The organism is Streptomyces sp. TRM70350 (assembly GCF_019219825.1).
Classification (GTDB): Bacteria; Actinomycetota; Actinomycetes; order Streptomycetales; family Streptomycetaceae; genus Streptomyces.
The window spans coordinates 83,480-98,096 of sequence record NZ_JAHUXH010000021.1 but is presented as its reverse complement, the minus strand read 5'-3'; the positions used below and the strand labels follow the sequence as shown (position 1 = coordinate 98,096).

Below are 14,617 nucleotides of genomic sequence, written 5' to 3'. Positions count from 1 at the left end.
CGACCTGCCCTTTTCGCCAGTTCAGGGCGAACAGTGCTATTCGGTCCTGACCTTGATCGAACCGTCGATGATGCCTGCCTTGGCCTTCTCCACGGCCTCCTGGAGACCGGCGATCTTCGCGTACTCCGGGTTGCTGTCGGACAGGCCCACGCCGTCCACCTTCAGGTCGAAGGTCTGGACGCCGGTCAGCGGCTTGCCGCCCTCGACGGACTTCGCCAGTTCGTACACCGCACCGCCGACGTCCTTGAGCGCGGAGGTGAGGATGTAGTTCTTGTACGGCGCCAGCGCCTCCTGCTGGTACTGGTCGGAGTCGACACCGATCGCCCAGACCTTGGCCTTCGCCGCGGCCTCGATGACACCCTGCCCGGACAGACCGGCCGCCTGGTAGACGACGTCGGCGTTCTTCTCGATCTGGCCCTCGGCGGCGGCCTTGCCCTTGTCGGGGCTGGAGAAGCCGCCCTCCTCGGCGGTCTGCGTCAGGTACTGCGAGATGACCTTGACCTTGCCGCCGCTGGTGTCCTCGACGCCCTGCTTGTAGCCGGCCTCGAACTTGTGGATCAGCGGGATGTCCACGCCGCCGACGAAGCCGACGGTGTTGGTCTTGGTGGCCTTGGCGGCGGCGACACCGGCGAGGTAGGAGGCCTGCTCCTCGGCGAAGACGAGGGAGGCGACGTTGTTGCCCTCGACGACGGAGTCGACGATGCCGAAGGTGGTGTCCGGGTACTTCTTGGCCACGGCCTCCATCGCGGGGCCGTAGGCGAAGCCGACGCCGACGACCGGGTTGTAGCCCTGCCGGGCGAGGGAGGACAGACGCTGCTCCTTGTCGGCGTCGGTCTCGCCCTCGGTGGGCTCCACGTCGTCGGTCTTGTAGCCGAACTCGGTGGCGGCCTTCTGCAGGCCGGAGTACGCGGCGTCGTTGAAGGACTGGTCGCCCTTGCCGCCGATGTCGTACGCGATGGCGAGGCCCAGGTCCTCCTTGGAACCGGAACCGCCACCGCTTTCACCGCTGGTGCCACCGCAGGCCGTGGCGGCGAGCGCGAGCGACGCGACCCCCACCGCGACGCGGGTCAGGTTGGATATCCGACGCATCTGAAGTTCCCCATTCTCCAAAGCCCCGCAGTGGGCGCTCGGTTCGGCGCACATTAACGCGCGTAGACACTCCTGGGAACGGGGTTCTGCGTGGCCGTTATCCATTCGTGCCGGTGGCCGGTTACGTCCTTGTGAACCACCGGCTCGAATGGTGTGCACCTGGGGCGATCCCGGCGTGCTTCAGGGCAAGTCCGACCGCTACGCGCACAAGGCTGCCCCCGTCGCACAGGGCACGCAACCGGAAGGGTCCCTTACGACAGCGGGGCGCCCCCTGGGATGATTACCGGCCCGCGTCGAGGAGTGCCGCCGCCGTGAACAGTTCCACGCCCACCGCGATCGCGGACTCGTCCACGTCGAAGTCGCCCTGGTGGAGGTCGCGGACCGTGCGTTCGCCCGGGGTGCGGACGCCGAGGCGGGCCATGGCGCCGGGGACCTGTTCGAGGTACCAGGAGAAGTCCTCGCCGCCGAGGCTCTGGTCGGTGCTCTCGACCGACGCGGGACCGCGGCGGGCGGTCATGGCGTCGGCGAGGAGTGCGGTGACGCCGGGCTCGTTGACGACGGGGGGGACGCCGCGGACGTAGTTGATCTCCGACTTGGCGCGGTGCAGGTTCGCCACCTCGTCGATCGCCGCGTGGACGATGTCGGGGGCCTCCCGCCACGCCTCCATGTCCAGGCAGCGCACGGTCCCGGACAGCTCGGCGTGCTGCGGGATGACGTTCGGGGCGTGGCCCGACTCGATGCGTCCCCAGGTCACCGCCAGGCCGCTGCGGGTGTCGATGCGCCGGGCGACCAGCGCTGGCACGTCGGTGACCACGCGGGCGACGGCGGTCACCAGGTCGGTGGTCAGGTGGGGGCGGGCGGTGTGGCCGCCGGGGCCGTCCAGGGCGATCTCCAGGCGGTCGCAGGCGGAGGTGATCGGGCCCTCGCGCAGGCCGATCATCCCGGCGTCCACCCGGGGGTCGCAGTGCACGGCGATGATCCGCTTCACCCCGTCGAGCACCCCGCAGTCGATGGCGTCGGCGGCACCGCCGGGCAGCACCTCCTCGGCGGGCTGGAAGATCAGCCGTACGGGCTGCGGCAGCTGACCCTGCTGGTGCAGGTCGGCGAGGATCAGCCCGGCGCCGAGCACCACGGCCGTGTGGACGTCGTGGCCGCAGGCGTGCGCCCGGTCGGGGACGGTCGAGCGGTACGGGCAGTGGGTCTTGGCGTCCGGGATGGGCAGGGCGTCGATGTCGGCCCGCATGGCCAGCATCTGTGGCCCGCCGCGCCACTGGTCGCCGTCGACGCCGATGTCACAGACGAGCCCGGTGCCCGAGGCGAGGACGTGCGGCCTGAGGCCGGCCTTCTCCAGCCGGGCCTTGATCGCGGCGGTCGTGCGGAACTCCTGGTTGCCGAGCTCCGGGTGCATGTGCAGGTCGCGGCGGAACGCGACGAGTTCGGCACGCAGCGGCTCGGGAAGCGTGCCGGGAAGCGCGGCTCCCGCCGCTTCGGCCGCTTTGAGGAGATCGGCGTCGGACTCCAGTGACATCAGTTGCTTCACCCTCTGAAGGGTAGGACGCCCGGACGGTCAACTGCCCCGAGATCAACAAAAGTCAGCCCGTTTGGGGAAGAAAACCTGGCCGCCGGACGCATAGGTATCGGTCGGGGTGGGTAAACTCGCCCGTTTTCCTCCGGTCGGGCAGATCACGGGTACCACCCACTCCCCCACGCATACCACGCCCGGCCCCACCCGCGCGCATCCGTTCACCTGACGGACCACCGCCGCACGCGCGCGCCCGGTAGCCTGCGCGACCGTGAGCGATCTGGACACGGCCTTCTTGGCGGCCACCCGTACCTCGTACGACGCCATCGCCTCCGACTACGCGTCCCGCTTCCCGGACGCGATGGGCGGCGTTCCCCTCGACCGGGCCCTGGTCAGCGCCTTCGCGGAGCTGGCCCGCGCCCACTCCCCCGCCCCGGTCGCCGACCTCGGCTCCGGGCCCGGGCACGTCACCGCGCTGCTGCACGACCTCGGCGTTCCCGTGTTCGGCGTGGACCTGTCACCCAGGATGGTGGCTCTGGCCCGCCGCGCGCACCCCGGGATCCGCTTCCACGTGGGCACGATGACCCGCCTGGACCTGCCGGACGCGACGCTGGGCGGCATCGCGGCCCTCTTCTCGATCATCCACGTGCCCGACGACCACCTGCCGACCACGTTCGCCGAGTTCCACCGCGTGCTGCGGCCGGGCGCCCCCGTCCTGCTGTCGTTCCAGACCGCCGACGCGGAGGACCGGCGGCACCTGACGGAACGCTTCGGGCACGAGATCGCGCTGGACTATTACCTGCGTACGCCCGGAAAGGTGGCGGACCTGCTGGTCAACGCCGGTCTCGACCCGTGCGCCCGCGTGGTGCGCGAACCGGGGGAGGACGAGAAGCTCGCCAGGGCCTTCCTGCTGGTCCGCAAGCCCGCCGCCTAGACCGCCTGCACCGCCGACAGCCGGTGCACGTCCCGGGCGGTCCCGGTCACCCCGTCCAGGAATCCCTGGGCGCGCGGTGAGGCCGTCCGGGTGAGCCAGTCGGGGTCGATGTCGCAGACGGCGACGCGGACGTCCGTGCCGGCCAGGGCCAGCGGCAGGGTGTGGACCACCGTGGAGGGGAAGCTGAGGATGGTGCGGCCGACCGGGCCGCGGCGGGCGATCAGCTCCAGGGGAAGCTCGGGGCGGACCACCTCCAGGCCCGCCTCGACCGCCAGCCGGTGGAGTTTCTCGGCGCTCTCACGGCGGTGGGCGAAGTAGCGGCGGGCGCCGTGCGTCTTGGCGAGGGAGCGCACCGCCTCCAGATAGCGGTCGCCGTCCACCACGCCGGTCTCCACCAGCGAGGTGCCGACCATGTCCGCGCCCTTGGTGATGCGCGGCGGGCCGAAGCGGGCGCGGGTCCAGGCGAAGTGGTTCGCGGTGACCGTGACACCGCCCGGCGCCTCCTCGATCGGCATGGAGGAGAACACCTCGACCCGGCGGTGCCCGCCCGGCGTCAGACGGCGCCGGGCGGAGGAGGACACCGGGGCGAAGAGCAGGTCGCGCGGGCCGGGGCGGGCGCCCCGCCGGTGCCAGCGGACCAGGCGTTCGCCGCGGGCGAGCTGGGTGACGAACTCCATCGTCGCCGTCCCGTCGTCCACGACCACCAGCTCCCGCGCCCCCGTGATCGTCAGCAGCAGCTGTACGTACCGCGAGAACGGATCGCCCATCACGATCCGTTCCGCACGGCGCAGCACCCCCACGAGCCCGCCGATCGTCCGGAAGGGGGCCGACGCGCCGCCGCGCGCCTCCTCCCAGCGGACCTCGTAGCCCTCCTCGCGCGCCAGTTCCGCCATCCGCCGCAGCTGGCCGCGGGTCATCGGATCGACGGGCGAGAGGACCACGAGGGTGAGCCCCGCGCCGGGTGCGTGGACATGCGCCCACTCCAGCACGTTGAGCAGCTGTACCGGACTCTCGACGAAGGCGAGAGTGTGGGGGCCGGCATTCCCGGCGCGGGGGCTCATCGGCGTACGACCGTCCCGTCGTAGGGCGTTGTGGGGGTTGTAGCGGCTGACCTGGGCGTCAGACCTGGACCGGCTCGCCGGCCGCGGCGGCGATCTCCGCCTCGGCGACGACGCCCTGGACGCGGCGCAGCTTCTTCATCGGGCCGAGCTCGGACTCGTAGACCTTCTTGACACCGTCACCGAGGGAGGCCTCGATGGTGCGGATGTCACGGACGAGGCGGGTGAGGCCCTGCGGCTCGACGGAGGCGGCCTGGTCGGAGCCCCACATCGCGCGGTCGAGGGTGATGTGACGCTCGACGAAGGTGGCGCCGAGGGCGACGGCGGCCAGCGTGGTCTGCAGGCCGGTCTCGTGGCCGGAGTAGCCGATCGGGACGTTCGGGTACTCCTTCTCCAGCGTGTTGATCACGCGGAGGTTGAGCTCCTCGGCCTTCGCCGGGTAGGTCGAGGTGGCGTGGCAGAGCAGGATGTTGTCGCTGCCCAGGACCTCGACGGCGTGGCGGATCTGCTTCGGGGTCGACATGCCGGTGGACAGGATGACCGAACGGCCGGTGGCGCGCAGCGCCTTCAGCAGCTCGTCGTCGGTGAGGGAGGCGGAGGCGACCTTGTGGGCGGGGACGTCGAACTTCTCCAGGAAGGCGACGGCCTCGGTGTCCCACGGGGAGGCGAACCAGTCGATGTTCTTGGACTTGCAGTACTCGTCGATCTGGCGGTACTCGTCCTCGCCGAACTCCACGCGGTGGCGGTAGTCGATGTAGGTCATCCGGCCCCAGGGGGTGTCGCGCTCGATGTCCCACTGGTCGCGCGGGGTGCAGATCTCCGGGGTGCGCTTCTGGAACTTGACCGCGTCGCAGCCCGCCTCGGCGGCCACGTCGATGAGCTTGAAGGCGTTCTCCAGCTCGCCGTTGTGGTTGATACCGATCTCGCCGCAGATGTAGACGGGCTTGCCGGGGCCGACCTCGCGGGAACCGAAGGTACGGAGGCGGGTGTTGGTGCTCATGGCAGGAACGTTCCTTACTTGGTGGAGGGGTCGAGAGAGTCGAGAGAGGGTCCGAGGATCCAGCCGGCGATCTCTCGGATCGCGCCGACACCACCGGGGACGGTGGTGACCGCGCGTGCGGCGCCGCGTACGACGTCGTGGGCGCTCGCGACCGCGACGGGCCAGCCGACGAGGGCGAAGCACGGCAGGTCGTTGACGTCGTTGCCGACGTAGAGCACGCGCTCCGGCGCGATGCCCTGCTCCTCGCACCACTGCTTCAGCGCGAGGTCCTTCCGGTCGACGCCGTGCAGCACCGGGATCTTCAGCTTCCGGGCCCGGGCGGCGACGACCGGGTTCTGCTCCGTGGACAGGATCAGCATCTTCAGGCCGCTGCGCCTGAGGGCCGCGATGCCGAGGCCGTCTCCGCGGTGCACGGAGACGAACTCCCGTCCATCGGCATCGATCAGCACCCGGTCGTCGGTCTGGGTGCCGTCGAAGTCGAGCACGACCGCGTCGATGTCGGCGGCGGTCGGAAGGGCGCCGGGGCGGTCCGCGTCGAACAGCGGGGCCAGGGCGCGGGCGCGGGCGAGATCGTGCGGGTCGTCGATCTCCAGCACGCGCGCGGGGTCGGTGCGCACCAGCTCGGTGCGGCCGAAGAAGCGGTGCTGGTGCGCGCGGAAGCCGGTCGCGTTCATCGCGTAGGCGGCGCCGGTCTCCAGGAAGTCCTGCGGCCGGTCCTGGCGGCGGGGGCGGAAGGACTTGTCGTGGTTGACGCCGTAACCGCCGGTGGCGGGGGCGCCGGCGTCCTCCGTCGCCTCGTCGTCGGCGTTGCGCCAGACGAAGCCGTGGAACGGCGCGACGGTCACCGCGGTGTCCGCGCCGTTCTCCACGACGGCCGCCGCGACCCCGTCGATGTCCTCGCGGACCACGAACGGGCTGGTGCACTGCACCAGCAGCACCACGTCGACCGGGGAGCCGTGCAGCGCCTCGTGGGCGTCCATGGCGTGCAGGACGGCGGCCTCGGAGGTGGCGGTGTCACCGGCGATGGCGGCGGGGCGCAGCACGACCTCGGCGCCTGCCGAGCGGGCGGCGGCGGCGATGGCCTGGTCGTCGGTGGAGACGACGACGTCGGTCACCAGCCGGGCGGCCAGGCACTCGCGGACCGCGCGGGCCACCAGCGGTACGCCGCCGACCGGGGCGAGGTTCTTCGCGGGCACGCCCTTGGAGCCGCCGCGCGCGGGGATCACCGCGAGCACGCGGCGTACCGAAGCGCCTTGGCCCGCTTCCGGGTTGGACATGGGAACTACTCCTTGAGCAGGGTCGGTGCGGCTCACAGCTCCCCCATCCGCCGGATGACGGGCGCGACCCGCTGGACGCCGTGCCGGTAGGCGCCGCGTGCGGCGCGGCGCACGATCTGCCGCACCGGTCCGGGCTCCTTGTCGTGCGCGGGGGCGCCGGGCAGCGGGGTGCCGTCGGGGCCGAGGTGGTGGCGGGCGAGGATGCCGGGCAGATAGCCGGGGGCGGTCGCCGGTGTGTAGTACGGCGTCAGGGGCGGCAGTCCGCCGGGCTGCCGCAGCAGCTTGGCGATCCGCTCCCGGGCCGCGTCGAACGCGGTCTCGTACGAGCCGTCGGCGGCGACGCCCTGCCGGCCCACCCAGTCGGCGTCCGGCGTGGGGCGGTGCCCGGCGTCGAGCTGGTCCCAGGAGGCGAGGCAGCCGGAGCCGACGAAGTGGTGGTTGCCGAGTACCTCGCGCACGCCGAGGTCGGTGAGGACGACGGTGGGGATCCGGCGGTGGAGCGACTCCAGCGCGGCCGTCGAGCTGACCGTGACGAGCAGGTCGGTGCGGTCCAGGACCTCGCCCATGTTGCCGTAGACGAGCCGGAAGTTGGGGGGCAGCTCGCCGAGCCTCTGCGCCAGCTTCTGGTACGGCAGTTCCTCGATGTGGGTGGTGTGCTCGCCCGGCTTGGAGCGCAGCTTGAGCAGCACCTCGCGTTCGGGGTGCAGCCGCGCGTGCTGGACGAGGCGGTTCAGCAGGTACGTACGGTCCTTGCGGCTCTCGGGAACCGACGGCTGGGCGGCGAAGACGACCGTGTAGGGGTCGTGCTCGCCGGTGTACTTGGCGCCGCCCAGGAACGGCAGTGCCACCTCGGTGACCGCGGAGGAGTCCGCGCCCACGCCGTCGTACACCGCGCGGAAACGTTCGGCGTCCTGGCGGGAGTTGGCGAGGACGAGGTCCGCGCCGTGCCGCAGCAGCAGGCCGTCGGCGAGCTTCTCGTAGACGACGCCGACGTAGCCGGTGACGACGACGGGCCGCTGCTCGCGGTCCTCCCACACCCGCTTCAGTCCGTGCAGCATCGCCTGCACGCCGCCGCCGACCAGGGACAGGACCAGCACGTCGTACGACTCCCGCGCCATGGTGTGCAGGAATTCGACGGCCGTCACTTCCGTGAGCGAGTCGGCGCGGACGCCCACTTCCGCGAGCTGGCGGGGCGTGGGGGTCGCCCGGCCGCGCAGCAGGAATCCGTCCAGGGCAGGGGTGACTTGCGCCTCGCCTCGCGGTCCGGCTTCCATGGACGGGCCCGGAGCGATACGGCTCGCCGTCAGCGCACCCCATTTCCAGCGAGTGTCCGAGTCGGCGAGTACTGCGATCCGCGTGGGCTTCGTTGTACTTGGTGGCACGCCCAAGACGCTAGGAAGCAATTTCTAGTTGTTGGCCAACCTCGCCTCAACGAAAAGTTAACAGCAGCCCACCGAGAGCCGAACTGGCTCACCGAAGCCCAGGAAGTACACGGGATGCACCGTTCCGACACATTGAGTTCACCCGCAGTACCCTCACCGGAAAGTTCCGCAGCGGGGCCGCCTCCTAGGCTTTCGCAGGTGCCAAAGCTTTCCGTGATCGTGCCGTTCTACAACGTGCAGCAATACGCCCCGGACAACCTGAGAAGTCTTCGCGCGAACGCCCGGCCGGACTTCGAGTTCATCCTGGTCGACGACAAATCGAAGGACGAAACGCCGGCCATTCTCGAACGTGCGGCCGAAGAGCTCTCCGCGGTCGCTCAGGTGCGCTATATCCGCAGAGAGGAAAACGGAGGGCTGGCCACCGCCCGGAACACCGGCCTCGATGCCGCGACCGGCGAGTACATCACCTTCCTCGACGGTGACGACTGGCTCGCTCCCGGCTACTACAGCGAGCTGGTCGCGGCCATCGAGGAGCTGGGCTGCGACTTCGTCCGCACCGACCACGTCCAGGCCACCCACCGCGCCCGCACCGTCCATCGCGCGCCCGTCGGGCTCCGCGACGAGGTGATGAACCCGCGCGACGCCATCCTGCCCGCCGACCGCTCGACCTCCGTGGACTACGCCTACGCCTGGGCCGGCGCCTTCCACCGCCGGCTGCTGGACAAGGGCGTCCTGCACTTCACCGACGGACTGCGCACGGCGGAGGACCGGCCGTGGATCTGGAAGCTGCACCGCGAGGCGGAGTCCTTCGCCGTGGTCAGCCTGCTCGGCGTGTTCTACCGGCGCGGGGTCGCCGGGTCCCTCACGCAGATCGGTGATGTCCGTCAGCTGGACTTCATCCGCGCCTTCGACCAGGTGATCGAGGAGACGGCGGCGGACCGCGACGCCGACCGGCTGCTGCCCAAGGCCGTGCGCACCTACTGCGCGATCATCGCCCACCACCTGTCGGAGATCGACAAGTTCGAACCGTCCGTGGCCAGGAAGCTGCGGATCATGAGCGCGGCGGCCATAAAGCGCATGCCGCAGGACGCCCTCGGCGACGTGCTCGACACCATGGACCTGCAGCGCGCCTCCAAGCTGCGGCGGCTGCGGCGCCGGATCACCACAGCGAAGGCGGCTGCCTGATGTCCCGTACCACCCAGATCTTCTGCGTCTCCACGCTGTACGGCGCCGCCACACTCGCCGCCGCGATCGACTCCGAGTGCTTCGAGGAGCCGGACCGGCGGGTGCTGCTGGTGTTCAACAACTCGGCGACGCCGGAGACCACCCCGGCCGTCGACGAGATGCCGGGCTTCGGCACGCTGCGCGACCACTTCGACGACGTACTGTCGTTCAACGAGGCGATCCGCCCCTTCCACCCCGGCGCCTGGCAGCCGCGCCCCGACGACCTGCCGCTGTTCGAGCGCTATCTGCGGCTGCTGTGGGGGCTCGGCGACGACCGGGTGGAGCTGGTCGTGGAGTCCATCCAGGTCAACCCGGCGCTCGGCCTGGCCCAGATCTTCACCGGCGCCCCGGTGCACGTCTACGCCGACGGCCTGATGAGCTACGGCCCCACCCGCAACAAGCTCGACCCGCTGGTCGGCACCCGCGTCCGGCGTCTGCTCCACCTGGACCTCGTGCCCGGTCTCACCCCGCTGCTGCTGACCGAGTTCGACGTGCCGGCGCAGGTGGTGCCGACGGACGCGTTCCTGAAGGTCATGAGCGGGCTCACCGACTCCGCCGAGGAGCTGCCCGACCTCCCGGACAACGCCGCCCTGCTGCTCGGCCAGTACCTGTCCGCGCTGAACATCCTCTCCCCCGACGAGGAGGAGAACCTGCATGTGCGGATGATGCGCGGGGCGGTGCGGCGCGGGCACCGCGCGATCGTGTTCAAGCCGCACCCCACCGCGCCGGCCCGCTACAGCCGCGCCCTGGAGGCCGAGGCCGAGAAGCTGGGCGCCGAGCTCACCGTGCTGGACACCCCCGTCCTCGCCGAGGTGCTGTTCGCCAAGGCGCGGCCCGCGCTGGTCGTCGGCTGTTTCTCGACGGCCCTGTTCACCGCGTCCGCGTTCTACGACCTGCCGGTCGCCCGCATCGGCACCGAGCAGCTGCTGGACCGGCTGACGCCGTATCAGAACAGCAACCGGGTACCGGTCGCGCTGGCTCACGCCCTGCTGCCGGGCCTGGAGGAGACCAAGGACGCCGACACGCTGCCGGGCGAGTTGCTGAACGGCCTGATCAACACGCTCGGGTTCACCATGCAGCCGCAGATCTGTCCGAGCCTGCGCCCGGCAGCAGAACGGTTCCTCGGTCAGCACTTCGGCCCGCACACCCAGCACTACTTCAAGAAGCGCCGACTCACCTCGCTGGGGCTGCCCGGCGGCATCCCCGAGCGGCTGTCCTTCCTGCCCCGCAACTCCGCGGCCCGCCGGGTGGTGCGCCGGGCGCGGGCGCTCAGGAAGGCCGTGAAGCGGTAGGGCGCGAGAGCCGAGTCTCCGTGCGGCGGCTTCCCTGCTTTTTGATCCAGGGAGCCGCCGCGCTCCGACCAGCGTTTGTGGGAAATTCCGCGGGGAATTCCGCACGGAATACGTCCGAGTCCTTCAAGAGACGATGATCGCGACCCTACGATCGCGGCCATGCGTATCTCCCAGGTCGAAACTGCCAACGCCCGGATGCTGGCCCACGCGACGTCCGTCCGGCCGGTCTCCACGAGCGACATCATCCGCACCCACCGCAAGAAGCACCCGTACCGGGGCCTCGCCGAGATCGACTCCCCGTACTGCCCGCCGTTCGTCATGTTATGCGTGAACGATGACGCGGTCGCCCTGGACACCTTGTGGAACGGGAGATTCAGGTACGAACCCGGCAGCCTGGCCACCTGGTCACGGCTGGCCGCGAAGAGCGCGACGATAGCCGACGTCGGCGCGCACGTCGGGTACTTCTCGATGATCGCGGCACTCGCCAACCCGAAGGCGAAGGTGCACGCGTTCGAGCCGGTGGACCAGGTGCACGCGCGGCTGGCGGTGAACATCCGGCTGAACAACGTGCAGAACATCCGCCGCTACCAGGCGGGCGTCTCCAGCGAGCCGGGCTGGGCCGACATCGGCGTCCGCTTCTCCGGAAACCTGCTGTCGACGGGCTCCTCGCTGGAGCACGCGGCCGGGGACGCCGAGCTGAAGCGCGTCGAACTGCTCACGCTGGACGAGGTGTTCGCCGACACCGGGCTCGACCTGATCAAGATCGACGTCGAGGGTCATGAGATGTCGGTGCTGAAGGGCGCCCGTCGGGTGCTGAAGCGGGACCGGCCGACCGTGATGCTGGAGGCACTGCTGGGCGCCCCGCTGGACCCGCTCCTCGCCGAGTTCGGACCGCTCGGCTACGACGCCCACTGGGTGGCCGAGGAGGAGGACACGCTCATTCCCTCGGACCGGCCGCGGCCGACCGGAACACGGAATCTGCTCTTCACGCCGCGCGATTAAGTGAAACAGGGAAGACGACTCCTCGTCGCGGCTCGTTAGTCATATGTTCATATACTTTCCATAGCTTCCCCCAATGGTTCAACCCCCTTTTCCTTTCACAGCGTGGGCGCAAGCGGGCGGATCGAGATGACCCAGCAGGACATACGTCCGCCCGCCCGGACCGCGGTTCCGGCCCCGCTCACGCCGGCCGAGCCCGAGCAGCCCAGCGGGCGCCCCCTGATCTCGTACGTGCTGCCGGTCTACAACGAGCAGGACGGCATCGCCGCCTTCCATGCCGAACTGACCGCGGCCCTCGCCGAGCGCCCGGAGCTCGACTTCGAGCTGGTGTACGTCAACGACGGCTCCGCCGACGGCTCGCTCGGCATCCTCAAGGACCTCGCGAAGAACGACGAGCGGATCCGGGTGGTCGACTTCGCCCGCAACTTCGGGCACCAGATCGCCATCACCGCCGGTCTCGACATCGCGCAGGGCGACGCCGTGATCGTCATGGACACCGACCTCCAGGACCCGCCCAGGGTCAGCCTGGAGCTGGTCGACGCCTGGCGGGAGGGCGCGGAGATCGTGCACGCCAGGCGTCGTACCCGGCAGGACACCGCCTTCAAACGGGCCACGGCGTCGCTGTACTACCGCGTCCTGCGCGCCTGCGCCGAGGTCGACATCCCGCTGGACACCGGCGACTTCCGGCTGATCGACCGGCGCGTCGCCGACGAACTGCGCAAGTACCGCGAGCGCAGCCGGTTCGTGCGCGGCATCGTCGCCTCGATGGGCTTCAGGCAGGCCGAGGTGAAGTTCGACCGCGACGAGCGGTTCGCGGGTGAGACCAAGTACCCGCTGAAGAAGATGGCCAAGCTCGCCATCGACGGCGTGACCAGCTTCTCCACGGTGCCGCTGCGGATGATCACCCGGCTCGGCTTCATCGTGCTGGTGCTGTCGCTGATCGGCATCCTCTACGCGCTGGGGATGAAGATCTTCCGGCCCGACATCACGGTCTCCGGCTGGACGATGCTGATGGTCGTGGTGCTGTTCCTCGGCGGCACCCAGATGCTGTCCCTGGGCGTGCTGGGCACCTACATAGGGCGCATCTACAGCGAGGCGCAGGGGCGTCCGCTGTATCTGGTGCGTGAGGTGATCGGCGGTTCCCGGGCCGATGACTGAGACCGCGGTCAGGACCCAGGCGCCCGAGTCCTCCCGGACCCTGCGCCAACTGGTCCGCTACACCCTCATCGGGGGCAGCGGTGTCGCCCTCGACCTCGTCGTCTTCCTGCTGATGCACAACGTCGTGGGGCTGGACGAGCAGTTCGCCAACGTGATCAGCACCACGCTGGGCATCACCAACAATTTCGTCCTCAACGCACGGTTCACCTTCGAGCGGCGGGACCGGCTCTTCGTCCGCTTCCTGCGGTTCTACGCCGTAGGGCTCACCGGCATCGCCCTGACGAACCTGCTCTTCCTCGCCTTCACCGACGGGCTCGGGATCGACGCCAACATCGTCAAGGCGGGCTCGATGCCCCTGGTCCTGGCGCTGCAGTTCGTGCTCAACAGAAAGTGGAGCTTCGCATGAACCTCGGCATCATCGGCGCGGGTGCCACCGGCCTGACGGCCGGCTGGGACGCCGTACGGGCCGGGCACCAGGTGACCATCCTGGAGGCTGCCGCCGAACTGGGAGGTCTGGCAGCCTCGCTGGAGGTGGGCGGGGTCCCGCTGGAGCGCTACTACCACCACATCTTCCGCAGCGACAAGGCGATGATCGCTCTGATCGAGGAGCTGGGGCTCGGTGACGCGCTGCGCTTCCACAAGCCGACGACCGGCATCTACCGGGATGGAAAGCTGATCGACTTCACCTCGCCGGTGGACATGCTGCGCTTCCCGGAGTTCTCGCCGGTCGACGCGGTGCGGTTCGCCGGGTCGTCGGCGGTGCTGAAGGCCGTGCGCAGCGGCGAGCGGTACAACGACCTGACCGCGCTGGCCTGGCTGCGCAGGTGGGCCGGCAAGAAGGCCACCGCGGCGATCTGGGAGCCGCTGCTGCGCGGCAAGTTCGGCGACCGCGCCGAGCAGGTGTCGATGGCGTGGCTGTGGGCCCGGATCCACTGCCGTACGTTTGAACTCGGCTATGTGGACGGCGGGTTCGAGCGGGTGTACGCCGCGCTGCGCGACCGGATCGAGGAGCGCGGCGGCAAGGTCGAGTTCGGCAAAGCCGTGCGGACCATCCGGCAGGACGGGGACGCCGCGCCCGCCGTGGTGGACTGCGCGGACGGCTCGCGCTACGAGTTCGACCAGCTGATCGTCACCACCCCGCAGCCCGCCTTCGCCAAGGCGGCCGGGCTGCCCGCGAACGACACGGTGTGGAAGAACCAGTACCTGGGCGCCACCTGCTTCGTGCTGGAGCTGGACCGCAGCATCATCCCGTACTACTGGCTCAACATCAACGAGCCGGACTTCCCCTTCCTCGCGGTGGTCGAGCACACCCGGATGATCGACCCGGCCGTCTACGGCGGTCGGCACGTCCTCTACGTGGGCAATTACGTCGAGCGCGAGGACTGGCGCTTCACCACCGAACCGGCGGAGCTGCTGAAGGCGTTCGTGCCGTATCTGAAGCGGATCAACCCGGCCTTCGAGGAGTCCTGGATCCAGAACTGGCACTTCTCGAAGGCCGGGTTCGCCCAGCCGGTGGTGACCCCGGAGTACCGGTCGCTGATCCCCGGCCACGACACGCCGATGAGCCGGGTCACGCTGGTCACGATGGCGCAGATCTACCCGCAGGACCGGGGCCAGAGCTACTCGGTGGCCCTGGCCCGTAAGGTCACCGCCTCCCTGGGCCTGCGCTAGCCCCCCGCGAC

At 70.1% G+C, this 14,617-nt stretch carries 13 protein-coding genes; 7 read left to right on the top strand and 6 right to left on the bottom strand.

Features of this window, described 5'->3' with window-relative positions; genetic code table 11:
* Positions 1-36: 36 nt before the first annotated feature.
* Both KWI83_RS26755 and KWI83_RS26750 read right to left on the bottom strand, forming a co-directional pair.
* Complete coding sequence (locus KWI83_RS26755; RefSeq protein ID WP_218516935.1) at positions 37-1,089, bottom strand: BMP family protein; 1,053 nt, start codon at positions 1,087-1,089, stop codon at positions 37-39.
* Between the two features lie 280 nt (positions 1,090-1,369).
* Complete coding sequence (locus tag KWI83_RS26750) at positions 1,370-2,617, bottom strand: amidohydrolase (protein ID WP_218516980.1); 1,248 nt, start codon at positions 2,615-2,617, stop codon at positions 1,370-1,372.
* Positions 2,618-2,882: 265 nt separating this feature from the next.
* Between KWI83_RS26750 and KWI83_RS26745 the strand changes: the two genes are divergently transcribed.
* Positions 2,883-3,545 carry a class I SAM-dependent methyltransferase gene (locus KWI83_RS26745; RefSeq protein WP_308122198.1) on the top strand — a complete coding sequence of 221 codons (663 nt, stop codon included), beginning with the start codon at positions 2,883-2,885 and terminating at the stop codon, positions 3,543-3,545.
* Here the strand turns inward: KWI83_RS26745 and KWI83_RS26740 are convergent.
* Genes KWI83_RS26740 through KWI83_RS26725 form a run of 4 tightly spaced genes read right to left on the bottom strand, consistent with a single transcriptional unit; the run spans position 3,542 to position 8,262 of the window.
* Entirely contained in the window at positions 3,542-4,606 is a 1,065-nt protein-coding gene (locus KWI83_RS26740; RefSeq protein ID WP_218516934.1) for a hypothetical protein, read from the bottom strand. The two genes, KWI83_RS26745 and KWI83_RS26740, sit on opposite strands and share 4 nt — an antisense overlap.
* Before the next feature lie 58 nt (positions 4,607-4,664).
* Positions 4,665-5,603, bottom strand: coding sequence for an N-acetylneuraminate synthase family protein (locus KWI83_RS26735; protein ID WP_218516933.1), 939 nt, complete (start codon positions 5,601-5,603; stop codon positions 4,665-4,667).
* A gap of 14 nt (positions 5,604-5,617) precedes the next feature.
* Complete coding sequence (locus KWI83_RS26730) at positions 5,618-6,880, bottom strand: N-acylneuraminate cytidylyltransferase (protein WP_218516932.1); 1,263 nt, start codon at positions 6,878-6,880, stop codon at positions 5,618-5,620.
* Positions 6,881-6,912: 32 nt separating this feature from the next.
* On the bottom strand, positions 6,913-8,262 hold the full coding sequence (locus KWI83_RS26725) for a DUF6716 putative glycosyltransferase (protein WP_218516931.1): 1,350 nt from the start codon (positions 8,260-8,262) through the stop codon (positions 6,913-6,915).
* Between the two features lie 198 nt (positions 8,263-8,460).
* Between KWI83_RS26725 and KWI83_RS26720 the strand changes: the two genes are divergently transcribed.
* From KWI83_RS26720 to KWI83_RS26695, 6 genes are all read left to right on the top strand, one after another.
* Complete coding sequence (locus KWI83_RS26720; protein WP_218516930.1) at positions 8,461-9,447, top strand: glycosyltransferase family 2 protein; 987 nt, start codon at positions 8,461-8,463, stop codon at positions 9,445-9,447.
* Positions 9,447-10,778: an alpha-2,8-polysialyltransferase family protein gene (locus KWI83_RS26715; RefSeq protein ID WP_218516929.1), complete on the top strand. Its 1,332-nt coding sequence runs from the start codon at positions 9,447-9,449 to the stop codon at positions 10,776-10,778. The genes KWI83_RS26720 and KWI83_RS26715 overlap by 1 nt, the downstream gene beginning before the upstream one ends.
* Before the next feature lie 159 nt (positions 10,779-10,937).
* Complete coding sequence (locus KWI83_RS26710; protein ID WP_218516928.1) at positions 10,938-11,780, top strand: FkbM family methyltransferase; 843 nt, start codon at positions 10,938-10,940, stop codon at positions 11,778-11,780.
* A gap of 102 nt (positions 11,781-11,882) precedes the next feature.
* Positions 11,883-12,935 (top strand): glycosyltransferase family 2 protein, encoded by a 1,053-nt coding sequence (locus KWI83_RS26705; protein ID WP_308122197.1) that lies wholly within the window; start codon positions 11,883-11,885, stop codon positions 12,933-12,935.
* A complete protein-coding gene (locus KWI83_RS26700; protein WP_218516927.1) occupies positions 12,928-13,341 on the top strand; it encodes a GtrA family protein in 414 nt (137 codons plus the stop codon). The genes KWI83_RS26705 and KWI83_RS26700 overlap by 8 nt, the downstream gene beginning before the upstream one ends.
* Positions 13,338-14,606 (top strand): NAD(P)/FAD-dependent oxidoreductase, encoded by a 1,269-nt coding sequence (locus KWI83_RS26695; RefSeq protein WP_218516926.1) that lies wholly within the window; start codon positions 13,338-13,340, stop codon positions 14,604-14,606. The genes KWI83_RS26700 and KWI83_RS26695 overlap by 4 nt, the downstream gene beginning before the upstream one ends.
* Positions 14,607-14,617 lie beyond the last annotated feature (11 nt).

Coding starts and splice junctions, on each gene's coding strand:
- KWI83_RS26735 (WP_218516933.1), bottom strand. CDS start 5,603: ATGAGCACCAACACCCGCCTCCGTACCTTCGGTTCCCGCGAGGTCGGC.
- KWI83_RS26700 (WP_218516927.1), top strand. CDS start 12,928: ATGACTGAGACCGCGGTCAGGACCCAGGCGCCCGAGTCCTCCCGGACC.
- KWI83_RS26710 (WP_218516928.1), top strand. CDS start 10,938: ATGCGTATCTCCCAGGTCGAAACTGCCAACGCCCGGATGCTGGCCCAC.
- KWI83_RS26750 (WP_218516980.1), bottom strand. CDS start 2,617: ATGTCACTGGAGTCCGACGCCGATCTCCTCAAAGCGGCCGAAGCGGCG.
- KWI83_RS26740 (WP_218516934.1), bottom strand. CDS start 4,606: ATGAGCCCCCGCGCCGGGAATGCCGGCCCCCACACTCTCGCCTTCGTC.
- KWI83_RS26715 (WP_218516929.1), top strand. CDS start 9,447: ATGTCCCGTACCACCCAGATCTTCTGCGTCTCCACGCTGTACGGCGCC.
- KWI83_RS26730 (WP_218516932.1), bottom strand. CDS start 6,880: ATGTCCAACCCGGAAGCGGGCCAAGGCGCTTCGGTACGCCGCGTGCTC.
- KWI83_RS26755 (WP_218516935.1), bottom strand. CDS start 1,089: ATGCGTCGGATATCCAACCTGACCCGCGTCGCGGTGGGGGTCGCGTCG.
- KWI83_RS26695 (WP_218516926.1), top strand. CDS start 13,338: ATGAACCTCGGCATCATCGGCGCGGGTGCCACCGGCCTGACGGCCGGC.